This window comes from Streptomyces sp. NPDC026538, assembly GCF_055567535.1.
In genome coordinates this window covers 343,399-366,025 of the sequence record NZ_JBVHQG010000010.1, presented here as the reverse complement: position 1 = coordinate 366,025, position 22,627 = coordinate 343,399, and the positions used below count along the sequence as shown (strand labels likewise).

At 71.2% G+C, this 22,627-nt stretch carries 18 protein-coding genes; 9 read left to right on the top strand and 9 right to left on the bottom strand.

Annotated features, from left to right (window positions below; all coding sequences use genetic code 11):
- Positions 1 to 516 precede the first annotated feature (516 nt).
- Positions 517 to 3,159 (top strand): beta propeller repeat protein, encoded by a 2,643-nt coding sequence (locus tag ACZ4N4_RS35130; RefSeq protein WP_467596458.1) that lies wholly within the window; start codon positions 517 to 519, stop codon positions 3,157 to 3,159.
- A 39-nt stretch (positions 3,160 to 3,198) separates the two neighbouring features.
- On the opposite strand, the gene ACZ4N4_RS35125 is transcribed toward ACZ4N4_RS35130, so the two are convergent.
- Genes ACZ4N4_RS35125 through ACZ4N4_RS35100 form a run of 6 tightly spaced genes read right to left on the bottom strand, consistent with a single transcriptional unit; the run spans position 3,199 to position 8,931 of the window.
- Positions 3,199 to 3,888, bottom strand: a complete 690-nt coding sequence (locus tag ACZ4N4_RS35125; RefSeq protein ID WP_467596455.1) for a hypothetical protein — start codon at positions 3,886 to 3,888, stop codon at positions 3,199 to 3,201.
- A gap of 9 nt (positions 3,889 to 3,897) precedes the next feature.
- On the bottom strand, positions 3,898 to 4,665 hold the full coding sequence (locus ACZ4N4_RS35120; protein ID WP_467596452.1) for an ABC transporter ATP-binding protein: 768 nt from the start codon (positions 4,663 to 4,665) through the stop codon (positions 3,898 to 3,900).
- 3 nt (positions 4,666 to 4,668) lie between these two features.
- A complete protein-coding gene (gene mdlC, locus ACZ4N4_RS35115; RefSeq protein ID WP_467596449.1) occupies positions 4,669 to 6,276 on the bottom strand; it encodes a benzoylformate decarboxylase in 1,608 nt (535 codons plus the stop codon).
- Entirely contained in the window at positions 6,273 to 7,160 is an 888-nt protein-coding gene (locus ACZ4N4_RS35110) for an ABC transporter permease (protein ID WP_467596446.1), read from the bottom strand. The genes mdlC and ACZ4N4_RS35110 overlap by 4 nt, the downstream gene beginning before the upstream one ends.
- Positions 7,157 to 7,957 (bottom strand): ABC transporter permease, encoded by an 801-nt coding sequence (locus ACZ4N4_RS35105; protein WP_467596443.1) that lies wholly within the window; start codon positions 7,955 to 7,957, stop codon positions 7,157 to 7,159. The genes ACZ4N4_RS35110 and ACZ4N4_RS35105 overlap by 4 nt, the downstream gene beginning before the upstream one ends.
- Positions 7,954 to 8,931: an ABC transporter substrate-binding protein gene (locus tag ACZ4N4_RS35100; protein ID WP_467596440.1), complete on the bottom strand. Its 978-nt coding sequence runs from the start codon at positions 8,929 to 8,931 to the stop codon at positions 7,954 to 7,956. The genes ACZ4N4_RS35105 and ACZ4N4_RS35100 overlap by 4 nt, the downstream gene beginning before the upstream one ends.
- A gap of 485 nt (positions 8,932 to 9,416) precedes the next feature.
- Here ACZ4N4_RS35100 and ACZ4N4_RS35095 point away from each other — a divergent pair, with 485 nt between their 5' ends.
- The 7 genes from ACZ4N4_RS35095 to ACZ4N4_RS35065 all read left to right on the top strand — a co-directional run bounded on the left by ACZ4N4_RS35095 (position 9,417) and on the right by ACZ4N4_RS35065 (position 16,934).
- Complete coding sequence (locus tag ACZ4N4_RS35095) at positions 9,417 to 9,995, top strand: fasciclin domain-containing protein (protein WP_467596437.1); 579 nt, start codon at positions 9,417 to 9,419, stop codon at positions 9,993 to 9,995.
- Positions 9,996 to 10,215: 220 nt separating this feature from the next.
- On the top strand, positions 10,216 to 11,262 hold the full coding sequence (locus ACZ4N4_RS35090; protein WP_467596434.1) for a zinc-dependent alcohol dehydrogenase family protein: 1,047 nt from the start codon (positions 10,216 to 10,218) through the stop codon (positions 11,260 to 11,262).
- Between the two features lie 936 nt (positions 11,263 to 12,198).
- On the top strand, positions 12,199 to 12,447 hold the full coding sequence (locus ACZ4N4_RS35085) for a hypothetical protein (RefSeq protein WP_453381429.1): 249 nt from the start codon (positions 12,199 to 12,201) through the stop codon (positions 12,445 to 12,447).
- An 11-nt stretch (positions 12,448 to 12,458) separates the two neighbouring features.
- Positions 12,459 to 13,655, top strand: coding sequence for an SPFH domain-containing protein (locus ACZ4N4_RS35080; protein ID WP_467596432.1), 1,197 nt, complete (start codon positions 12,459 to 12,461; stop codon positions 13,653 to 13,655).
- Between the two features lie 373 nt (positions 13,656 to 14,028).
- The gene (locus ACZ4N4_RS35075) at positions 14,029 to 14,964 is read left to right on the top strand and encodes a slipin family protein (protein ID WP_453565318.1); all 936 of its coding nucleotides are present in this window, start codon (positions 14,029 to 14,031) and stop codon (positions 14,962 to 14,964) included.
- 290 nt (positions 14,965 to 15,254) lie between these two features.
- The gene (locus ACZ4N4_RS35070) at positions 15,255 to 15,761 is read left to right on the top strand and encodes a glutathione peroxidase (RefSeq protein WP_453565321.1); all 507 of its coding nucleotides are present in this window, start codon (positions 15,255 to 15,257) and stop codon (positions 15,759 to 15,761) included.
- A gap of 201 nt (positions 15,762 to 15,962) precedes the next feature.
- A complete protein-coding gene (locus ACZ4N4_RS35065; RefSeq protein ID WP_467596427.1) occupies positions 15,963 to 16,934 on the top strand; it encodes a MerR family transcriptional regulator in 972 nt (323 codons plus the stop codon).
- 250 nt (positions 16,935 to 17,184) lie between these two features.
- Here ACZ4N4_RS35065 and ACZ4N4_RS35060 read toward each other — a convergent pair whose 3' ends face one another.
- From ACZ4N4_RS35060 to ACZ4N4_RS35050, 3 genes are all read right to left on the bottom strand, one after another.
- Entirely contained in the window at positions 17,185 to 17,376 is a 192-nt protein-coding gene (locus tag ACZ4N4_RS35060; protein ID WP_351737387.1) for a DUF397 domain-containing protein, read from the bottom strand.
- A 255-nt stretch (positions 17,377 to 17,631) separates the two neighbouring features.
- Positions 17,632 to 18,489: a helix-turn-helix domain-containing protein gene (locus ACZ4N4_RS35055; protein ID WP_351711674.1), complete on the bottom strand. Its 858-nt coding sequence runs from the start codon at positions 18,487 to 18,489 to the stop codon at positions 17,632 to 17,634.
- A 361-nt stretch (positions 18,490 to 18,850) separates the two neighbouring features.
- Positions 18,851 to 19,618 carry a GOLPH3/VPS74 family protein gene (locus ACZ4N4_RS35050; RefSeq protein WP_450762532.1) on the bottom strand — a complete coding sequence of 256 codons (768 nt, stop codon included), beginning with the start codon at positions 19,616 to 19,618 and terminating at the stop codon, positions 18,851 to 18,853.
- Positions 19,619 to 19,795: 177 nt separating this feature from the next.
- Between ACZ4N4_RS35050 and ACZ4N4_RS35045 the strand changes: the two genes are divergently transcribed.
- Entirely contained in the window at positions 19,796 to 22,582 is a 2,787-nt protein-coding gene (locus ACZ4N4_RS35045) for a serine hydrolase (protein WP_467596423.1), read from the top strand.
- Positions 22,583 to 22,627: the final 45 nt, after the last annotated feature.

The following is a 22,627-nucleotide window of genomic DNA, read 5'->3' as shown; positions in this document are numbered from 1 at the left end:
GGCGGCTGTGCTGTGACGCGGAGGCCCACACTCTCCGCCACCCGTCGTCATAGCCGGCACGCCGCTACACCCAGCCGGAGGGCCGAAGACCGTTGCTTGCGGTCTTCGGCCCTCCGGCCCATGTCGCACCCTGCGGTCGATGCCCGGGTACCGCACCACCCACGTCCAGCGCATCGGCCATGTCCCTGCGGAGACACGAGAGGGCGCCTCCCCGGCCGGGGAGGCGCCCTGGATATCGCGCGGAACCGCTACTGGCCGCGGGTCCTTCTGACGCCGAGCAGCAGAGCCGCCGCCGAGATGAGCAGCAGCACGACGCGCGCGTCGGTACCCAGGCATAGACGCCGATCATGCCGAGTCGGTGCGGCCGACCGGGCGGTCCAGGATGTCGTACGACGACCAGCCCCACTGCAGGAAGTGACAGGTTCTGGTCAAAGTATGGCCAAGTGCCGGACACCTCCTGCCGCTCGTGGTCGGGTCCCTGCGACGGCTGTATCCGTGCCCGTTCGGGAGGACCTGGTGTCAGCACCGACCCGTAAGAGACGATGGTTCACGATCTGCGCCATCACCGCATCCGCCGCACTCGTGGCGATACCCGCAGGCGCCGCGCCCGGCCCGGCCGGCAGCCCCTTCGGGGCCCGCGCACTCGCCCGACTCGCCGCCGAACGCACACAGTCGGTGGGGGGCATCACCCCCAAGGCGACGGCCGAGGACGACGACGGCAACGAGGCCGACGAGATAGCCGAGGGCGCGGACCAGTACGCCGAGGCCCGCACCTCACCCGGCATCGTCGCACCGGGCGCGTACGGCGCCGCCTGGACGAGCCTGTCCAACCTGCCGAGCACCGGCGGCGGTTGGCGGAACATCACCGACCTGCCGTACAACTCCGACGACCCGCGCTACCGCGACTACGACTCCAACTCCAGCGGCGGGTCGGGCAACGTGACCGGCCGGATGGCCGCGATGGCCGCCGACGACGACGGATACGTGTACGCGGGCAGCGCGGGCGGCGGCGTGTGGCGCTCCCGTACCGGGGGCGGTCACTGGCAGCCCGTCAGCGACAAGCTGTCCTCGCAGTCCACCGGCGCGCTCGCGCTGGACGGCGCCGGACGGCTGTGGCTGGGCACCGGCGAGGCGACGACCAACGCGGACGCGTACCTCGGCAGCGGCGTCTACGTCCTGTCCGACCCCCGCCATGGCACGTTCTCCGCCCGCAGCCGGGTCGGCGGCGACGAGCTGGAGTCCACCACCATCCACGAGCTGCGCTTCGGCGGCGGCAAGGTGTGGGCGGCGACCAGCGAGGGTGTGTGGAGCCACTCCACGAAGACGCTGAAGGGCGCCTGGAAGCTGGAGTTCGCGCCCAACCCCGACTACCTGCCGGGCGGTTCCCTCGCGAGCGACCCCTCGGCCGCGTACAAGAACATCGCCAACGACATCGCGATCGACCCGAAGGACCCCGCCAAGGTGGTCCTCGCGGTCGGCTGGCGCAGCGGTGACGACTACAACGGCTTCTACACCAAGGACTCCAGCGGCACCTGGACCCGGATCACCGGCGGACTGGGCGACCTGCCCGCCGACGCTGACGACGTCGGCAACGTCACCTTCGCCCGCTCCGCCGACGGCTCGCGCTACTACGCCATCGACCAGTCGCCCGAGCAGCTGAACACCAATCCGGACAGCGGCCTGGAGGGCATCTACGTCTCCAAGTCCGGCTCCCCCACCGGCCCCTGGACGAAGATCGCCGACTACCAGGGGCTGGCCGCCGACGGTTCGGCGCTGACCTCCAGCGGCTACATGCCGGGCGTCCAGGCCTGGTACAACCAGTTCCTGACCGTCGACCCGGCCAACGCCGCGCACGTCTACGCGGGCCTCGAAGAGGTCTACGAGACCAAGGACGGCGGCACCAGCTGGTCGACCGTCGGCCCGTACTGGAACTTCGGCTTCCCCTGCTGGAGCATCGACCCGACCAAGCAGACGGGCGACTGCAGCCAAACCACCCACTCCGACCAGCACGGCGTCGCGATCGGCAGCTACCACGGCAAGAGCTTCGTCTACGTCGGCAACGACGGCGGCGTCTACAAGCGCCCGCTCAACGGCTCGCAGGACGCCTCCGGGCACGCCACCGACTGGACCTCGCTCAACGACGGCACCATCGACACCCTCCAGTACTACTCGGTGGGCGTCGGCAAGGACCTGACCCACGGCGGCGTCTCCGTCACCGGCGGCCTGCAGGACAACGGACAGTCCATCCTGCGCAGCAACGACAAGGTCATGGGCTCCGACTTCGGCGGCGACGGCGGCGACACCCTCACCGACCCGGCCAACGGCTGCAACATCGCCGAGGAGTACGTCTACCTCGCCATCCAGGTGACCCAGAACTGTGCCGTCAACGACGGCAGTTGGGTCACCGACCCGAGCAAGGTCACGTCGTACAACGTCGCCCCGGCCGACAACGCCACCGGCGAGGCCCGCTTCATCGCCCCGATCACGGCCGACGCGAAGAACAGCTCGACCTGGATCGCCGGCGGCCGCCACATCTGGGTCCAGACCCACGGTTACGCCATCCGCAGCGGTTCGGAGTGGACCAGCGTCCACGATCTCGGCGAAGGCCGCACCGCGACCGCCGTCGCGGCCTCCGGTGGCAAGGTCTACGCGGCCTGGTGCGGCCCCTGCAACAACCAGGGCTTCGCCCGCGGCATCTCCGTGGGCAACGCGGACGGCACCGGCTGGCACGACATCACTCTCCCGGTGGACGGTACGGTGCCCAACCGCTACCTCAGCGGGTTCGCCGTCGACCCGAAGAACGCCGACCACGTCTACCTCACGGTCAACGGCTTCTCCCGGCAGTGGACCGAGGGCCCGGGCGCCGGCGTCGGCCATGTCTTCGAGTCCAAGGACGGCGGCACCACCTGGAAGGACATCTCGAAGAACCTCCCCGACGTGCCCGCCGACTCCGCCGTCGTCACGCCGAACGGCGGCCTCGCCGTCGCCACCGACCTCGGCGTCGTCTACCGCGCGCCGGGCCGCACGACGTGGCAGCGCGTCGGCCACCTCCCGGCCGTCGCCGTGCTCCAGCTGAAGCTGAGTCCGGACGGCAGCACGCTGTACGCGGCCACCCACGGCCGCGGCATCTACACGATCAAGGTGCGGGACTGCGGCTGACGCAGCGACGTCACAGGGGTGATGCCGGGTTTGCCGGGGTCACCCCTGCGTCGTGTACGGCACCACGCTCACGTGCAGCGTGAAGGCGACGCGCGCCGCACCCGCCACGTCCGGCGCCTTCGCCAGCGCGGTGACCTCGGCCGCACCGGCCCGGGTCCCCGCGCACCGCAGCGAGGCGCGGGCCGTGCCCTCCGGGTCCACCTGCCATCCGGAGGTCAGGACGAAAGCAGGCGCGGAACTCCGCACGGCCGTCCAGCGTTTGTCGTCCGTTCGCCGCTGCAGGACGAGCGACACCACGGTCCCGGGCCGCACGCACAGCCGCCGTTCGACCGCGTCACCGGGACCGACGGTGACCTCCGCGTGCCCGGCGGCACAGCTCTCCGCCGAAGCGGAGGGCGCGGTGGCCGACACCGACGGGCCCGCCCCGGTCGGGCTCGCGGACGGCCCTGCGGACGTGTGCGTGGACGCACCCGCCGACGGCTTGGCCGAGTTGCCGCTCTCCGACGGCCCGCCCGCCGATCCGACGCCTCCCGACGCCCCGCACCCCGCCAGGACGACCACCACGGCAACCATCCATCCCCCGGCCCACCACCGCATCCCAGCACCTCCCGGTCCGCCGCGTACGACCACCAGCATGCCCCGCCGCACGTGGTGTCTGTCGTCCGGCCGCGCCCGCAGGGCCAGGGCGACCGGCCACGACGGGGCGGCGGACGACGGATGGCGCAGCACGGCGCCTGATCATTCCGGCCCTCGCGGCGGAGCGCTTCGCACCGCCCGCCCCACCTCCGTGCGCAGCGCCACGAAAGCGGGAGAGCTGCGCGTGGTGATCTGGTCCCGCTCGCCCGGCAGGACGACCGGCAGGTCCCGGACGACACGGGAGCCGGGGCCGGGAGACAGGACGACGACGCGGTCGCCCACGTACACGCTCTCGTCGACGTCGTGGGTGACGAACACGATGGTCGTGTCGTCGGCGCGATGGACCTCCAGAAGCAGGTCCTCCAGATCCTCGCGGGTGCCCGCGTCCAGTGAGCCGAACGGCTCGTCCATGAGGAGCAGCGAGGGCCGGCAGACGAGGGCGCGGGCGATGGCGACGCGCTGCTGCATACCGCCGGACAGCTCCCGGGGGTGACGCCGGGCGACCCCGTGCAGGCCGACGCGTTCGAGGATCGTCTCGGCCTCGGTCCGGCGGGCGGCGCGGGCGAGGCCCTGGCGGCGCAGCGGCAGGGCCACGTTGTCGCGGACGGTGAGCCAGGGCAGCAGCGAGCGGCCGTACTCCTGGAAGACCACCGCGAGCCGCTCGGGCACGCCGGTCACCGGTGTCCCGTCGACCGTGACCGTGCCCTCCTGTGCGGGCAGCAGCCCGGCGACGGTGCGCAGCAGCGTGGACTTGCCGCAGCCGGAGGGGCCGACCACGCTGAGGAGCTGTCCGTCGGGCACGGTCAGGCTGATGGCGTCCAGGACGTGCTGGTCGCCGAAGTGCCGGCTGACGGAGTCGAGGCGCAGCATCCCTCACCCGGCCCAGGGCTCGTACAGGGTGCCCGCGCTGCCGGTCACCGCGACGTGCAGCAGGAAGGGGCCGGCGTGGTCACCGCGGTCCAGGGCGTGGTCCAGGGCGGCCGGCAGTTCCTCTGGGTGCTCGACTCGGGCCGCCGGGCAGCCGAGGGACTCCGCGAGTGCCGCGAAGTCGATGCCGGTGATGTCCGTGCCGGGGACGGACGCGATGCCGATCCGGCGGCCCAACGCACGGACGGCCGCGTAACCGCCGTTGTCCAGAAGGACGTAGGTGACCGGTGCCGTGTGCCGGGCCGCAGTCCACAGGGCCTGCACCGAGTACAGCGCCGAGCCGTCACCGACCACGCACACCACCCGGCGCCGGTCGGCGAGGGCCCGGCCCACCGCGAGGGGCAGGCCCCATCCGAGCGCCCCACTGCCCGTGGTGAGGAAGCCGCCGCCCTGTTCGACGGGCACGCGCGCGTGGAACGCGTCCCGGTGACTCGGCGCCTCCTCGACGAGGACCCGGTCGCGCGGCAGCCGGGCGCGCAGCAGATCGAAGAACAGCTCAGGGGTGATGTGCCCCTCGGTGCGGGCCGGGACAGGTGCCGGCCGGGGCGGCGGCGGGGCGCGGTCGGGTTCCTTGAGCAGCCCGGTGAGCCGTTCCAGGGCGGGCCGCAGGGTCGTGACGATGCTGGTGCCGGTGGGCAGCCAGGCGGCCTGGCCGGGGTCGCAGTCCAGATGGAACAGCTCGGTACCGGGCGCGAGCGGCGGGCCGCCGTCCGCCACGTGGTAGGTGAACACCGGTGCGCCGAGGGCGACCACCACGTCGTACGGCGCGAGACACGCGGACAGTTGGCGGGCGACCGGCGGCAGGAAGCCCTGGAACAGCGGATGCGACTCCGGGAAGCCGGAGCGGCCGGAGAGCGGGCTGATCCACACCCCGGCCCGGATCCGTTCGGCCAGTGCGCGGACCGGCTCCAGCGCGTCCTCGTCGTCCACGCCCGGGCCCACCACGAGCGCCGGGCGCGTACAGGTCTCCAGCCGGGCGGCGAGCGCGTCGAGGGCGGCCGGCGCGGCCGTGAACCCCGAGTGGACCGTACGGGGCGTGACGGGCTCGGCGGGCCGGTCCCAGTCGTCCTCGGGCACGGACACGAACACCGGGCCGCGTGGCGGCGCCATCGCGACCCGGTACGCCTCGGCGAGCACGGCCGGCACGTCCTCGGCCCGCTCCGGCTGGCGCGCGGACTTCACGTACGGGCGCGGGAACAGGGCCGGTTCGTCGGCACCGAGGAACGGCCGGAGCTGGATCAGCGAGCGTGCCTGCTGACCCGCCACGATCACCAGCGGCACCCGGTCGCGGAAGGCGTTGAAGACCGCACCGAGCGAGTGCCCCACCCCGCCGGCCGAGTGCAGGCTGACGAACGCGGCCCGCCTGGTGCCGAGCGCGTACCCGGCCGCCGTGCCGACGGCGACGGACTCCTGCAGACCCAGCACATACGTGAAGTCGTCCGGCCAGTCGCGGAACATCCGCAGTTCCGTGGAGCCGGGATTGCCGAAGACCGTGGTCATGCCGGTGTCGCGCAGGAATCGTACGACCGCTTCGCGCACCGTGGGGGTGGTCATGCTGTCCTCCTTGCGGACGCGGACGAAACCGGGCCGACGAGCCGCTTCTCGACCGCCAGCAGTCCGGTGTTGAGGAGATACCCGAGTGCGCCGAGCAGGAGCAGCGCCGACCACACCGTGAGCAGGTCGGAGCGCGTCTGGGCATCGGTGAGGGTGAACCCGATGCCGTCGGCGCTGCCCGGCAGCAGCTCCGAGAACACCATCAGGATCAGGCACAGCGACAGGCTGAGCCGGAGCCCCGCGAAGATCCGGGGCAGCGCCGAGGGCAGGATCAGGAACCACAGCCGCTCGGGCGCCGTCAGCCGCAGCACGGCCGCCACCTGGAGCCGCAGCGGATCGGTGGCACGGGCGCCCTCGGCCGAGTTGACCAGCACCGGCCATACGCCGCTGAACACGATCGACGCCACCTGCATGGGCGTACCGACGTCGAAGACGACGACGAACACCGGCACCAGCGCGGGCGGCGGCACGGCCCGCGCGAACTGGAGCACCGGGTCGCACAGCGCGTACGCCCGGCGTGAGCGGCCCACCGCGAGCCCCAGCGCGATCCCGGCGACGGCGGCGATCGCGAACCCGGCCGCCATCCGGCCCAGGCTCGGCAGGATGGTGCCGACGGCGTCCGAGGTGAGGAACAGATGGCCGACCGGGCCCGAGAACCACAGGTCGCGGGCGTGCCGGGCGATCCGCAGCGGCGGCGGGAAGTACACGCTGTGCTGGGCACGGGCGGCCAGCTCCCAGCAGAGGACGGCGCCGAGGAACACCGACCAGCGCAGCAGGAAGGGCACGGTGGTGGTGCGGGGCGGGCCGGGTGCGGATCCAGGCCGTTCGCTGCTCTGCGGCTGCGTCTGCGGCTGCGGCTGCTGCTGCGGCTGCGGCTGCGTCATGGGCGGCTCCGCTTCGATTTCCCTGCCTCCGGACGGGGTTCCTGTGCCCACGCGAACAACCGCCGCTCGGCGCCGACCAGTACGCCGTTGATCACCAGCCCGAGGCCGCCCGCCCACACCACCCCGGCCAGCACGTCCCGGGTGCCTTCCGTCTCGTTCTGGGCCTGGGCGATGAAGATGCCGAGGCCCTGACCGAAGCCGGAGAGGATCTCCGTCGCGACGGCGAGGATCAGGGCGACCGCGGCCGAGATCCGCACGCCGGCGGCGATGAACGGGGCGGTGGCCGGCAGTTCCACCCGCAGCAGCACCGCGAGCCGGCCGAACCCGAAGGCGCGCAGGGTGTCCCTGGCCAGCGGGTCGGTCTCGCCCAGGCCGTAGACGGTGTTGAACAGCACCGGCCACAGCGAGGCGTACGCGATCAGCGTGACCTCCGTCTGCATGCCCGACCCGAGCAGCAGTGACACCAGGGGGATCAGCGCGACGGACGGCAGGGGCCGCAGGAACTCGATCACGGCGCGTGCGGCTGCCTCCACCACCGGCACCGTGCCCAGCAGCAGTCCCAGCGGCACGGCGAGCGCACAGGCGAGCCCGAGGCCGAGCGCCCACGCCCGCAGGGTCACCCCGATCCCGTCGAGAAAGGCCGGGTCACCCGCCAACCCCGCGGCGCGAGCGAGGACTTCGGACGCGGGCGGCAGATAGCTGCGCCGGACCATCCCGGCCCGGGACACCGCCTCACAGATCCCGAAGGCCGCCGCCGCGCCGAGCAGGCCCAGCGACAGTTCCTGACGCCGGGTCATTTCACCAGCAGAGGTGCCGGGTCGATGTCCTTCGTCAGCAGTCCCTGGGTGCGCATGAGGTGGACGAGCCGGCGCAGAGCGGCCGGATCGGCGGTCCGCGGATAGGCCGGCAGGTGGATCGACTTGGCCTGGTCCGCGGTCACCTTGGTGTACTCGGGCAGTTCGGTGCGGACCGCCGCCGGATCCTCGGCGGCCAGTTTGGACGCCGCCTCGACGGCGCGCCGGAAGCCCGCCGCCGCCTTCGGGTTCTTCTTCACGAAGGCGGCGGTGGTGACGTACCCGCTGGCGGGCAGGCCCCTCGCCGGTCCCGAACCGCCGTCGAGCAGCACCCGCGCGCCCAGCTCGCCCTGGATGGCCGTGTCGAAGGGTTCGACCGCGTGTGCGGCGTCCACCTGGCCCCGCTGCAGAGCGGGGCCCATCTGCGGGAACAGGATCTGCCGGTAGACGGGTCGCCCCGCGTGCCGGGCGTCGAGGATCGCGTTCAGCGTCAAGGACTGGACGTTGTTCAGGACGGCGACGGCGACCTTCTTGCCCGCGAGGTCCGCAGGCGACTTCAGGGCGGAGTCCTTGGGCACGAGGACATCCATCATGTGCGGGGCGATCCGTACCCCCTCGGCGACAATGCGCAGGTCCAGGGTGCCCTTCTCGTACGCCTGGAAGTAGGTGACGTAGTTCGCGCTCGCGATGACGTCCACCTGGCCCTTGAGCAGCGCGGGCAGCGCCTGGATGCTCTGCTGCACGGGCTGGATGCGCACGTCCAGACCCTCCTTGGCGAACAGCCCGCGGTCCCGGGCCAGATAGAGGGCGGCCGAGTCGGTGAGCGGCAGTGCCGCCACGGTCAGTTGCTGTCGGCCGTCGCCGGAGTGCGGTGTGCCGCCGCTGTCACAGGCCGCCAGGATCAGTGCCGCGGCGGCGACGAGCGGGGCGAGGCGTTTGGTTCCCGAACGTGATCGATGTAACCGACGTAAAGGCATGTCGGCATGCCTACCCGAATTTGTCATGATCGCTACAGATTCGGGGCGGGTTTCGGGGTCTTCGCGGAAATACGGACCGAGCGCCGGGGAGCCGACCGAGCCGGGCGGGACATACGGCGGGGGCGCCTGCCCGGCGGGATCCTCGGCCTCACGGCCGGCACGCTCTGACGCGGCCGGAAGGAGGAGGGGCCGGTCATTCCGGCTCGATCGCACCAGGTCCCCACACCGCGGCTCCCGGCTCCTGGGCCGCCGACCGCCCGAGGCCTGCGGGCAGAGGCCCGTTCGCCGACTCGACGGTGTACGCGGTCGCGGGACAGCACGTTCCGAGATGCGGGCACTCGTAACCGCTGGATACGCTCGCTGGGTGATCGGGTGACATCGGCCCAGGGCCGGGCGCGCAGTCGCGCCCACCCCGCCCACCGGCTACGAAGTCTTCCGCAGTCAAACCTCTGCAGTGTTCACGCCTCCATGGGAGGAAGGTTGCGATGAGGTTCACCCGCATGCGTACGGCAAAGGCCACCGCGGCAGCTCTGGTCGCCATCCCGCTCGCACTGGGAGGTCTGGCGTCGCAGAGCCACGCGCAGGACGCCTCTCCCAGCCCGTCGGGGACGTTCGGTCCCGGCTGCTCGGCGCTCGCCCAGAAGGCCAACACGGCCAAGGACAAGGTCGTAGAGGCCGCGGCCGCATATCCGCAGCTCAGTCATCTGGTCTCAGCCGCGGTCAGGGCAAAGCTGAGCGGCACCCTCGACGGGAAACCCGACGTCACCATCTTCGCTCCCAACGACCAGGCCTTCCAAAAGGCGCCCGCGTCACAGCTCGCCTCGCTGCTCGGCAACCAGGGGCAGCTGAAGAAGGTGCTGACCTACCACGTCGTGGACCAGCAGATCACCCCGGACCAGCTCTCCAAGGGCTCCTTCACGACGGTGGAAGGAAGCAAACTGACCACGTCGGGTTCGGGCACCGACTTCAAGGTCAACGGCAAGGCGAACATCGTCTGCGGCAACATCAAGGCCGCGAACGCCACCATCTATGTCATTGACACGGTCCTCCAGCCCCCGTCCTGACGCAGGTCTCCCGTTCCCGGCGTGGGCGACCCTTGTGCACCCGGGAGCGGGAGTTCCCTCGCGCGGGTTCCCTCCCGTGGCCGTGGTCTTCTCGTGCCGACGGCCGTACCTCCATGACGCTCCTGTTGCGCGCTGCGGCGAGCGGTCCGCGTTCTTCCTGTCCAGGACGTCCGCCGAGTTCGCCGGGCGCTGAGAGACGAGGTCACCCATGGCGCAGTCCATGCGCGCGCTCGTAGCCGGAACGGTCGGCGAACCGGCCGATGTCCTGCGGCTGGAATCCCGGCCCGTTCCCACACCGGAGCCCGGTCAGGCGCTGATCCGGGTGAAGGCGACTCCGGTGCACGCCAGTGATCTGCACGTGCTGCGTGGCCGCTACGGTTTCTCCCCCGTTTTTCCCGCTGTCGGAGGGCACATGGAATGCGTGGGCCGTATCGAGGCCCTGGGTCCGGACACCGAGGGACTGAAGGTCGGCGAGCGCGTGGTGGCCGTTGCCGTCCCGGCGGTGCCCGGGCCGCCGGTGGCCGGTACCTGGCAGGAATACCTTGTCGCCGACCAGCACAGGCTCCTGCCGGTCCCCGACAGTCTGAGCGACTCCAGCGCCTGCCAGCTCGCCGTCAACCCCTTGACCGCGCTGCTCCTGGTCACCCGCGAACTCGACGTACAGCCGGGTGAATGGCTGTTGCAGACGGCCGCGGGCTCCACCGTCGGCCGGCTCGTCATTCAGCTGGCCAGGCATCTGGGGATTCCCACGATCAACGTGGTGCGGCGGCGCGCTGCCGTCGAGGAGATCAAGGCGCTCGGCGGTGACGAGGTCATCTGCACCGAGGACGAGGACCTGTTGCAGCGGGTGGAGGAGATCGCAGGACCGGCCGGCGTACGCAAGGCCACCGACTGTGTCGCCGGCCCGGTGGGCGCCCAAGTGTCCCAGGCGCTGGCTCCGGGAGGGGAGGTCGTGGTCTACGGCGCGCTCTCCACGCATCGCCAGACCGACCCGGCGGCGCTGACGATCCCGCTGCAGGCACGCTCCGTCATCTACGAGACCAAGGCGGTCCGCGGCTTCTGGCTGAACCGCTGGTTCGGCAGCACTTCACCTGCGGAGGCGCTGCGCGCGCTGTCCGAGGTTCGCGGTCTCGTCGCCGACGGAGTGATGACCATCCCCCAAGGCCGGCCCTTCCCGCTCGAACGCTTCGCTGAGGCCATCGAGTTCGCCGAAGCACCCGCACACGACGCGAAACCGCTCTTCGTCTTCGACGATGGCCAGGGCTAGGACAACAGCTGAGACGCGGGCCGGCCTGGCGTCGGTATCGGTGTTGGTATCGGCGTCGGTGTCGGTTTCGGTCGGTGTCGGTGTCGGTGTCGGGCAACAGGAGCGCGCCTTGGGCGGCTGTCCGGCCCGTTGGAGCTACGGCCCGTCATGGGCGGATCGGAGGCAGCTTCCGGCGCTTCCGGCCGCCGCGACCGTTCCGGAACGTGTCCGGGCCACGCGCCACCAGGGTGTAGCCGACCACGCTGAGTACGGCGCAACAGCCGGCGAGGATGAGACCGAGCGGCTGGCGGTCTCCGGCCAAGGAGGCCACCGCGCGTATCAACTGCCCCAATCCGAGGGCAAGTCCGCCCCACCCCACGAGGGTGCCGGCATGCCTGCGGCGTTGCCGCCGGATGAACCACGCCCCAAGAGCAAGGCAGATGACACCACCAACGCCGAAAACCACCGCATTGATCATTCCCGCCTCCGGACGGAAGCGTACCGATCGGGAAGCGTCCCGATCGAGGAACGTCCCGATCGGGGAACGTTCAGGAGCCGACGAGTTGACGGCGGCGACACCACGGAGACCGACGGCCAAGAGCGTCAGCGATCGCCTCGACGGCGGACGGAGAGCCGGTGCCCGATTGTCGTCTCGGCGAGGCGGGCGGGGGCCGCGTGGACAGCCCTGGCGGAGGCGCGGGATCGGTGGGCTGCGGGGAGGACGGGGCCGGTGAGCCAGCGGGAGTGCAGGGCCGGTGAGCGGCAGGGGCGCAGGGCCGGTGAGCCGGCGGGGGTGACGATCGGTGGCCCGTAGAGGGGCCTCGGGCCCGTGGGGCGGGCCGGGCGGGCAGGAGCCCGGCGGGTCCGGCTCCCGGGAGGTGGTGCCTGGCCGTTGGGTGCTGGGCCAGGTGGGTCTATCGTCGGAATCATGGGCCAGGACGAGGAGGGCGGCCGGTGATGCCGCAGGACGACGCCGTGATCGGCTGTACGGGACTGGTGCTCATCGGAACCCGTGGTTCCGCAGGCCCCGGCGAAGTCCTGGTACGGGTCCGAGGCGGCTCCGAGACCTTCCTCGCCTGGTCGGAGGATCCCCTGCCGGTGGGCGCCACGGTGCTCGTGATCGAATCACGTGGATGCCGCGAAGTCGGCGTCATCGAGTGGGTGGATCCATTGGACGCGCTCGGCGACAGCGCCGAGGCCGGCTGAGGAGTACAAGCATGTTCGGATACCGCGTACCCGCTCCCGACGAGGCGATGTTGATCTCGGGGGGCAGGCGGGGACTGGGGGGCGCGCCGTTCCGAGTGGTGACGGGGCACGGCAAGTTCGTGCTGCCGGTCTTCCGGAAGGTCCGGTTCCTCACTCTCTCCATGTGTGAGTCCGAGGTCACCGAGACCTGTGTGACCAAGCAGGGCATCGCGTTGCACGTGCGCGCGGTCATCGCCTTCAAGGTCGGCAACGACCACGAAAGCATCATCAACGCCGGCCAGCGGTTCCTCTCCGACCAGGAGCAGATGTCGGTGCTCACCGGCCGGATCTTCGCCGGTCACCTGCGGGCCATCATCGGCTCGATGACGGTCGAGGAGATCGTCACCGAGCGGCAGAAGCTCGCCGCGGAGGTCCTGGACACGTCGAAGACGGAGATGGCGAAGATCGGCCTGATCGTCGACTCGCTGCAGATCCAGTCCATCGACGACGGCGACACCGGCTACATCGACGCCATGTCCGCCCCGCACAAGGCGGCCATCCAGCGGCAGGCGCAGATCGCCCAGGCGCAGGCCACCCAGGCCTCGGTCGAGGCGGAGCAGGTGGCGGCCCGCAACCAGGCCGAGTACGCCCGGCAGACCGCGATCGTCAAGGCGGAGTACTCGGCCGAGGTGGACCGCGCCCAGGCGCAGGCCGCGCAGGCCGGGCCGCTGGCCCAGGCGCACGCCCAGCAGGAGGTGCTGGCCGCCCAGACGGAGCTGGCCCAGCGCCAGGCCAAGCTGCGCCAGCAGCAGCTGGTCGCCGAGGTCGTGAAGCCCGCCGAGGCCGAGGCCGAGCGGGTCAGGATCCTCGCGGCCGCCGAGGCGCAGCGGATGAAGATCCAGGCCGAGGCGGCGGCGTCGTACGACCGGGTCGCGCTCGACCGGATGCTGATCGACCAGCTCCCGCAGATCGTCAAGGAGGCCGCCGGTGGCCTCGCCGGCGCCAACGTGAACGTCCTCAACGGCGCGGACGGCCTCGGCGAGATCGCCGCCGGCCTGGTGTCCCAGGGCCTGACGATCCTCGATTCGGTCCGGCAGAACCTGGGCAACCAGGACTCCGACGGCCACCGCCCCGAAAAGAGCGAGGGCAACGGCAGCGGCAGCGCCCTGCTCCAGCTGCCGTCCAGCAAGGGGCGGAAGTCGGACGACGGTCCGGTGGACGTCGACTAGGGGCGCTCGGACAGCACGCGCACGGTTCACGCAGGACAGGGCAGGCGCCCGGCCGGGTTCTCCCGGCCGGGCGCTCTTGTGTCACCGCCTCGATCGGTTCGATCACCGTGAGGCACTGCTCGCCTGCCGGTGCCGATTTGGAGCATGAGGGCTACGTTCCTCCGGCATCCTCCCCGTAGGGGCGGGGCGGGCCGTGATGGGGCGACCGGCTGCCCCTGGCGTGCGGCGGACCTCGCGCCGAGGGGTTCGCGGGTCCCGGTCGTTTTCTTTACGCACTCCTGACGCCCGCCCCCGCATCCCGGGGAGCCCGGCCGGTGTCCTCCTCCTTACCGGATCCTTGTCGGGATCTCGTCGGAGAATGGAGTGAGTGCCGATGGACGGCGCCGTCGTAGGGGTCGTAATCGCCTTCGTACTGGCCCTGCTCGTCCTGCGCAGCGGGATGCGGGTGGTCAACCAGGTCGAGCGCGGGGTCGTGTTCCGGTGGGGCAAGGCGCTGCCGACGTACCGGCACCCGGGCATCACCTTCCTCATCCCCTTCGCCGACCGGATGCGCAAGGTGAACGTGCAGGTGGTCACCATGCCGGTGCCCACCCAGGAGGGCATCACCAAGGACAACGTGTCCGTGAAGGTCGACGCCGTCGTCTACTTCCGGGTCACCGACCCGATCCGCGCCGCCATCGAGGTGCAGGACTACGTCTTCGCCGTCGGCCAGGTCGCCCAGTCCTCGCTGCGGTCCATCATCGGCAAGAGCGACCTCGACGACCTGCTCACCGACCGGGAGCGGCTGCACGAGGGGCTCGCCCTGATGATCGACAGCCCGGCCGCCGAGTGGGGCATCCACATCGACCGCGTCGAGATCAAGGACGTACAGCTGCCGGAGTCGCTGAAGCGGTCCATGTCCCGCCAGGCGGAGGCCGAGCGGGAGCGGCGGGCCCGGGTCATCACCGCGGACGGTGAGTTCCAGGCCGCGCAGCAGCTCGCCAACGCCTCCCGGATCATGTCCGACTCGCCCGAGGCGATGCAGTTGCGGCTGCTGCAGACCGTCGTCGAGGTCGCCGCCGAGAAGAACTCCACGCTGGTGATGCCCTTCCCGGTCGAGTTGCTGCGCTACTTCGAGCGCGCGACCAAGCGGCTCGACCAGGAGGTCGAGAAGAACGAGCGGGAGCTGGAGGCGCCGGAGGGGCAGGCCGCGCTCAAGGCGGGGATCGAGCAGATCGCCGCCGTCGCCGACAGGTTCGGGCCGGTGGCCGAGGTCACCGCTCCGCGGGAACCGTCGCCGGGATCTTCCGCTCCCGCCGACCGGCAGTAGCCGGCGTCGGCGAGTCGGGCGCGGCTCGCCGCCGACTCCGTCACCGCGCTGGTGGGCGGCGCGCGCGCCGGCGTGCCGGTGCTGCTGGACGCCCCCTGAGCACGGCCGCCTGACGGTACTGACCGGGCAGGGGCCGGGCTCGGTCGGGCGGCATCCGGTTCCTGCGGGACGCCGGGCCGGTGGAGCGGCGGCGGGCCGGGCCGTCGGTGCTGTGCTCGCGGACGGCGGCGGGAGACGTGCTGGTGGAGGCCGGGACCCGGTCCGCCACTTAGCGGAGTTAGCATCCGCTTATGACGACTACTGAGAACAACGGGTCCGTGCTCGACATCGAGATCGGTGCTCTCCAGGGCGGTTCCGCCGACCTGCCGGGCTACGCAGGCAAGGCCGTGCTCATTGTCAACGTGGCCTCCAAGTGCGGTCTGACCCCGCAGTACAGCGGCCTGGAGCGGCTTCAGGAGCGGTACGCGGCGCAGGGCTTCACCGTGCTCGGAGTGCCCTGCAACCAGTTCATGGGCCAGGAGCCCGGCAGCGCCGAGGAGATCGCCGAGTTCTGCTCGGCGACGTACGGCGTGACCTTCCCGCTGACCGAGAAGGTCGAGGTCAACGGGGAGGGCCGGCACCCGCTCTACGACCGTCTCACCCCCTTCGCCGACGGCGAGGGGCACACCGGTGACATCCGCTGGAACTTCGAGAAGTTCCTGATCGGCCGGGACGGCCAGGTCATCGGCCGGTTCGCGCCGCAGACCGAGCCGGAGTCGGCGGAGGTCGTGGCGGCGGTGGAGAAGGCCATCGGCTGACGTTCCGAGCCTCGCGTCGGCGGTCACGGGAGAGGGGGTCCCGTGACCGCCGTTGGCGTTCCGGGCCCATCGTCCCGCCGTCCGCCCGGCCGCGACCGACACTCGCCGCCCCGCCGGCCCGGTGTCCTCCCGCCGTCCCGCTGCTTGACCTTCCCCCTGGGGCAAGGGCGAGCGTCGGTCGCGCCGGGCCACGGGTGCCCGGTGACGGAGGATGTGGGCGTGGAGGACGAGGAACTGCTCACGATCGGCGCGTTCGCGGCGCGGTCCCGGCTCTCGGCGAAGGCCCTGCGCCTGTACGACCGGCTGGGGCTGCTCGCCCCGGCGCACGTCGACGGGACGACCGGCTACCGGTACTACCGGGCCGGGCAGGCGGAGCGCGCCCGGCTGGTGGCGCTGCTGCGCCGGCTGGACATGCCCCTGGCGCGGATCGCCGAGGTGATCGAGGCGGCGGACGGCGACACGACCGACGGCGACACGGCGGACGGCGACACGCCCGCCGGTGACTCGACCACCAGCAGCGCGGCCGCCGGGCTGCTGGCCGCCTACTGGGCGGATGTCGAGCGGCGGATCGCCGGGCAGCGGACCCTTGCCGCATATCTCCGTGCACGGTTGTCCGGGAGGAGTTCGGAGATGCACGAGACGTTCGCGGTGGAGACGGTGGAGGTACCCGCGCAGGTGGTGATCACCGAGACGCGGCACACCTTGGCGGACGAACTGCCGGCCTGGATCGGCGCCTCGCTGGGCCGGCTGGAGGCGGCGGCCCGCGAGTGCGGGGGTGTGACCGGGGCGCCGTTCGTCGTGTACTACGCGGAGGTGTCCATGGAGAGCGACGGGCCGGCCGAGGCCTGTGTCCCGGTGGCGGACGAGGCGGCGGCCCGAGCCTGGGTGGAGCGGCACGGGCGGGCCTGGGAGACGAAGGTGCGCATCGAGCCGGCGCGCACGCTGGCGTACACGCGGATCAGCAAGGCGCAGGTGGCGCATCCGCAGATCCTGGCGGCCTTCGAGGCGGTGGAGGGGTGGGTGGCCCGGCAGGGCGGTCCGGAGAGCGGTGCGGAGGGTGGTCTGGAGTACGACGGTCCCTGCCGGGAGGTCTACTTCGCGGACTGGGACACGGCGGGCCCACAGGACCCGGTGTGCGATGTGGCCTTCCCCGTCCGCCAGGTGACGCGGTGACCGGTCCGACGACCGGTGAACCGAGTGGCCCGACGACCGGTGGGACGAGTGGTCCGACGACCGGTTGACCCGAGTGGTCCGACGACCGGTGACCCGAGTGGTCGGACAACCGCCGGGACGACCGGTCGCGCGGGCACAAGCCGAGCCCCCTCGGCAAGGACGGCGAGCTAGTCGAGAGGGCTCTTGAGGTGACGCTTGTGCAGTTGTGGTTTTCGTCGTGGGGAGTGTGGCCGACGGGTCAGTGAAGCCCCTACGCCTTGACCGAAGCCACGAACGCGTTCCACGCGCCGGTCGGGAACGCGAGGACCGGCCCCTCCTCGACCTTGGAGTCGCGTACGGCGAGTCCAGCGGTCGTCGGCGACTTGACCTCGACGCACGCCCCGTTCCCTGCGGAATAGGAGGACTTCGTCCACGTCTCCGTGGTGCCCTGAAGCAGTGCCATGTCCACTCCTGTAGCGAGTTGCTGTGGTGCTTGCTGTGGTGTTGCTGTAGTGCGATTCACGCCAACCTTCTGACCGGTTGGCGTGATCGACGCTACTAGCCAACTCCCTCGCCCGGAGCACTCGTTCACTCGACCGGATGGCATATTCCAGAGGAGACTTCCGCTGGAGTGGGGCGCCGGTGTACGATCCGGCGCTCACCGTCCGGGAAGGGGCCTACGGCTCCCTGAAGGCTCCCCGGAAGCCCCCGGGAGGGCTCAGCGCGCGTACTCCTTCGCCGCGTCGGCGATGAACTGCCGGGACTGCTCGACGTTCAGCGACTGGGCCCGCAGGTGCTCGTACATCACCGCGTACTTCTGCACGTCGTGGGCCTTCTCCAGGTACAGGTCGCTGGTGACGCCCTCCAGGTAGACGACGCTGGAGTCGGCCGCGTCGGCGAACTCCAGAATCGCGTACTGGCCGTTGAGGCCGGGATGCGCGCCCACCTCGAAGGGCAGCACCTGGACCGTGATGTGCGGCTGCTGGGACATCTCGATCAGGTACTCCAGCTGCTCGCGCATCACGAGCCTGTTGCCGACGAGCCGGCGCAGCGCGGCCTCGTCGAGCACCACCCAGAGCCGAAGGGGGTTGTGCTCGGCGGTGATACGTTCCTGTCGCCGCATCCGCACCTGGACCCGCTTCTCGATGTCGGCGGCGGAGGTCTCCGGCAACGCGCCCTGCACCAGGGCCTCGGCGTACGCCCGGGTCTGCAACAGCCCGGTGACCAGCTGGGGTTCGTACACCCTCAGCGACTCGGCGTCCGTCTCCAGACCGATGTAGACGCTGTACGGGATGTCTCCGAACGCATGCCACCAGCCTTGCTGCCGCGAATCCCTGGCCATCTCCATCAGGGACTCGACGACCCGCTGGTCCTCGACCTCGTAGACCCCGCACAGGTCGCGGACATCGCGTTGGCTGATGCTCCGGCGCCCGTTCTCCAGCCGGCTGATCTTCGACTGGGAGACGAGCAACCGCTCCGCCACCTCCTCCGCCGTCATGCCCTTGAGCTCGCGGAGCCTGCGCAGCTCCTGGCCCAGCCGGCGCCGCCTGACGGTGGGATTGACATTGGACGCCACGGGACGTGCACCTCCGGCTGCCTGCCTGTAACTACCACTTTGCGTATCTGCTGTTGAGCAGACTGCCACCAAGGTGGTTCCTACCGCTGGGAAACCGTGTATATGCGGCGCGTACGCGTCAGTTCGGGCACGTTCCGGATACCCCGGGCGTCGGCCGGGGTCGGTGGGACGGGGACGAGGGCACGACGACGCAGGCACGGGTGCGCGCACCCGGGCACGCCGGCACGGGTGCGCCGGACAAGCCGAGCGGGGCGGTGGGGCGCGCACTGCGTGCGCCTCACCGCCCCGCTCGGACCAGCGGCTCCCGAACCGGGTCTCAGGGGTGCCGTGTTGCCGGCCGTCGCTGCCGTGGCACTGCGGCTCAGTGCACCACGGCTCGCGCCATCGCACCCGCGCCTCGGCGCGGTTGCATCGGAACGCCGCGGGCGGGTTCCGGCGCACCGGGCCTGGCGGCCGGTGCGGTCTGACGCCCGGCCGGAGCGGCCGGGTTACGGCGCGGCTGGGCGCCGGCGCCGTTCTGCACGTCCATGACTGCGTGGGCCACGAGCCCACCCATCGGGTCGTGCCGGATCAAGTCCCGCAGCCGGGAACGCGAGGAGCGTCCCTCGTTCCCCGGATACAGGTGCTTGCCGAGACCGACCGCGTGGGCCAGGGCGGCGAGCGCCGCGGTCCGCGGGTCCGGTGGTACGCCGGTACGGATCGCCGAATCCAGCCGGGCACGGATGTCCCGGCAGATCTCGTTGTCCGTCGCCTGGTACCGGGTCGTCGGCAGCACCCCGCACATCTGGCCCGCCACGGCATGCACCATGCCGCACCGCTCCAGATGCGAGAGGTACGTCTGGCGAAGTCCCAGACGTGGCCCGCCGATCCAGTGCACAGCCCGCACGGGAGCGCCACGCCTTCGCAGCAACTCCAACGCGCAGTCCAAAGTCGGATCTCCAGTCGGCCGTGGTTGCACCACGGCGATACGATCCCCGTCTGGGGCTATCCGTCCGGCCAGCGCCAGCTCCACTAGCTGTGCTCCGGCCAGACCGAGGTCGAGCGACTGCGGCTGTGCAGTGGTACCCGTGGTCGGGTCCAGTGCCAGCAGCAGAAGCTCCTCCGGAAGTGTTCTGCGGCTCCTGCCCATCCATGCCTCCCCGCGTGGATGAATGACAGGGTGACCCCTCTCACATTGGTCTGTCGAGGGTGCGTGACCGGTTTGTAAGGGAACCGGAAGGTATGTCGTTCTCGTCTACCACAGGGGCTAAGCCCGCACACAGGACACTGGTACATGGTTCGGACAGCGCGCGGAAACGTGCGAAGCGTGGAGGAGGCATCGGTGGCGGGCGAGTCCCCCGACAGGTCGAAGCAGCGCGAGTCGTCGGCGGAACCGACGTCGGGGAGTGCGGGAACGGTTCCCGAACCACGCGACCCACGAGTGGCGGTGGCCGCCGAGGACGCGAAGGAGACGGCCGGCGGCGTGGACACCGCGACCCGGATCTTCTCGGTACGGGACCCGAAGACGGACGGCGACGACAACACGAAGCTCCGTCAGGCGGTGGCGGCGTGGGTACGCACGGGTCCGCCGGCGGAGGAGGCCGAGGACTCCGGCGCGGACGCGGAGGAGCACGGCACCCCCGAGGAGCCCGAGCGGCCCGAGGCGGCCACGGAGCCCGAGGAGGGCCCCGAGGAGCCCCAGGAGACCCCCGGGCCACCGAAGAACGCCGACAGGGCCGTTACGGCGCCTGAGGCAACGACCGAGGCGAAGCCCGACCCCCGGACCGCCGGCCCGACGGTCACCGCCAAGGACGTTCCCCCCGAGAACACCCCGAAGTCCCCGACCGAGCCGAAAGCCGCCGAGCGGGAAGGCGCCGAGCCCGAGGACGCCAAGCCAGCGACCACCGCCCCGAAGGCGACCGCCGAACTCGAGGACACCGCACCCGAAGACGAGCCCAAGGCGCCCGCCGAGCCCGAAGACGCCAAGTCCGAGCACGCCGTGAAGGCGACGGCCGAACGCGAGGACGCCGCACCGGAGGACGCCCCGGAGGCTGCTGCCGCCGAACCCGAAGACACCGCGCCGGAGGACGCCCCCAAGGCATCCGCCGAACCCGAAGACGCCAAGCACCAAGACAAGTCCAAGGCATCCGCCGAACCCGACGACGCCAAGCCCAAGGACACCCCGAAGGCCACCGCCGAACCCGAAGACGCCACGCCCGAACGCAAGTCAGAGGCCGTCGCCGAACCCGAAGACGCAGCGCCCGAAGGCAAGTCCAAGGCATCCGCCGAACCCGAAGACGCAGCGCCCGAAGACGAGCCCAAGGCATCCGCCGAGCCCGAAGACGCCACGCCCGAAGACGAAGCCGCGGGCGCCGAGCGCGAACCCGCGGACGCCGGCGGCGAGGGCGCCCCGCAGGCTGCACCCGCACCCGACGACGATTCCCGCACGGGTGGTGCGGGTGGGAAGACCAGGACCGGCGAAGGCGAAGCCGAAGCCGGCGTCGATCAGCCCACCACCATGCTCAAGGCCCCGCGGCCCCCGCAGGTCGACCAGCCCACCACCACGCTCAAGCTCGGCGACGCCAAGCCCAGGACCCCCGGATCCGACCCCGAGCGCACCAGCAAGTTCGTCGCCCTCAAGTCGGACCTCAAGCCGGACACCAAACCCGGCTCCACACCCGACGCGAAGCCGGACACCGAACCCGGCACCACACCCGGCACGACACCCGGCGCCAAGCCGGCCGCCAGGCCCGGAAACGCCTCCACCACCCGTACCACCGTCATCCCCCAGGTCGGCCCCGAGCGCACCACGCAGGTGCCGCTGCCGCCGAAGCCACCGCTGGATCTGCTCGCCGAGCTGACCAACACGCCTCCGCCGCCGGAGACCCCGGTCAGGACCGCCGTCCGGCGGGTCAAGATCTGGACGCCCCTGGTCATACTCCTGCTGATCATCTTTGCGGTCGTACAGACGTTCCGTCCGCTCCCGCAGCCCACTCTCGACCTCACCGCGAAGGACAGCTACACCTTCGACGGCAGCAAGGCCGACATCCCCTGGCCGGCCGACGGCCAGGCGGCGCTCGACGTCCAGGGCATCGGCTCGTTCGGTTCCTCCGGCGACCAGAAGCCCGTACCGATCGCGAGCGTCGCCAAGGTGATGACCGCGTACATCATCCTGCGCGACCACCCCCTGAAGAGCGGCGCCGCCGGCCCCAAGATCAAGATCGACCAGACGGCCGAGGACCAGTCGAACGCCGGCCAGGAGTCCACCGTCGACGTGACGGCCGGCGACTCGATCACCCAGCGCGAGGCCCTGGAGGGCATCCTCATCGCCTCCGCCAACAACGTGGCCCGGCTGCTGGCCCGTTGGGACGCCGGTTCCGAGAAGGCGTTCGTGGCGAAGATGAACACCACCGCGAAGAAGCTCGGCATGACGAACACGACGTACACCGACCCCTCCGGCCTCACCGACTCCACCGTCTCCACGGCCGTGGACCAGGTGAAGCTGGCGAAGGCGGCCATGTCGAGCGAGCCGTCGTTCCGCGAGGTCGCCGCGATGATGTCGTACGACGACTACAAGGGTGCCAACCACGGCAACTGGAACCAGCTGGTCGGTCACAACGACGTCGTCGGCATCAAGACCGGCACCACCACCTCCGCCCTCGGCAACCTGGTCTTCGCCGCGAAGAAGGAAGTGAACGGCGAGACCCGCACGATCATCGGCGCGGTGCTCCGGCAGCCGGCCAGCGCCGCCTCGGACAACAGCATCCTCACCGCCGCCCTCAACGGCGGCGACAAGCTGATCCGGGCCGCCCAGGGCGCGCTGAAGCCGGCCACGATCTACAAGAAGGGCGCTGTCGTCGGGTACGTCGACGACGGTCTCGGCGGCCGTACCCCGGTCGTGGCGACCAAGGACGTCACCGCGGTCGGCTGGTCGGGCCTGAAGGTGAAACTGACCTTCAAGGCCGACGACGTGCCGCACACCGCGAAGGCCGGTACCAAGGTCGGCGCCCTCACCGTGGGTGACGGGTCCGGCTCCGCGGTCCAGGTCCCGGTGGCCCTGCAGAAGGATCTGGCCGAGCCCGGCTTCACGAGCAAGCTGACCCGCCTCGGCTGACACAACACGCACATTCCGTCCCCGCACCCCGCCGATGGCGGCCCA

Coding starts and splice junctions, on each gene's coding strand:
- ACZ4N4_RS35085 (WP_453381429.1), top strand. CDS start 12,199: ATGCCGCAGGACGACGCCGTGATCGGCTGTACGGGACTGGTGCTCATC.
- ACZ4N4_RS35080 (WP_467596432.1), top strand. CDS start 12,459: ATGTTCGGATACCGCGTACCCGCTCCCGACGAGGCGATGTTGATCTCG.
- ACZ4N4_RS35060 (WP_351737387.1), bottom strand. CDS start 17,376: ATGGCACTGCTTCAGGGCACCACGGAGACGTGGACGAAGTCCTCCTAT.
- ACZ4N4_RS35050 (WP_450762532.1), bottom strand. CDS start 19,618: ATGGGCAGGAGCCGCAGAACACTTCCGGAGGAGCTTCTGCTGCTGGCA.
- ACZ4N4_RS35105 (WP_467596443.1), bottom strand. CDS start 7,957: ATGACCCGGCGTCAGGAACTGTCGCTGGGCCTGCTCGGCGCGGCGGCG.
- ACZ4N4_RS35100 (WP_467596440.1), bottom strand. CDS start 8,931: ATGCCTTTACGTCGGTTACATCGATCACGTTCGGGAACCAAACGCCTC.
- ACZ4N4_RS35075 (WP_453565318.1), top strand. CDS start 14,029: ATGGACGGCGCCGTCGTAGGGGTCGTAATCGCCTTCGTACTGGCCCTG.
- mdlC (WP_467596449.1), bottom strand. CDS start 6,276: ATGACCACCCCCACGGTGCGCGAAGCGGTCGTACGATTCCTGCGCGAC.
- ACZ4N4_RS35090 (WP_467596434.1), top strand. CDS start 10,216: ATGCGCGCGCTCGTAGCCGGAACGGTCGGCGAACCGGCCGATGTCCTG.
- ACZ4N4_RS35120 (WP_467596452.1), bottom strand. CDS start 4,665: ATGCTGCGCCTCGACTCCGTCAGCCGGCACTTCGGCGACCAGCACGTC.
- ACZ4N4_RS35070 (WP_453565321.1), top strand. CDS start 15,255: ATGACGACTACTGAGAACAACGGGTCCGTGCTCGACATCGAGATCGGT.
- ACZ4N4_RS35095 (WP_467596437.1), top strand. CDS start 9,417: ATGAGGTTCACCCGCATGCGTACGGCAAAGGCCACCGCGGCAGCTCTG.
- ACZ4N4_RS35110 (WP_467596446.1), bottom strand. CDS start 7,160: ATGACGCAGCCGCAGCCGCAGCAGCAGCCGCAGCCGCAGACGCAGCCG.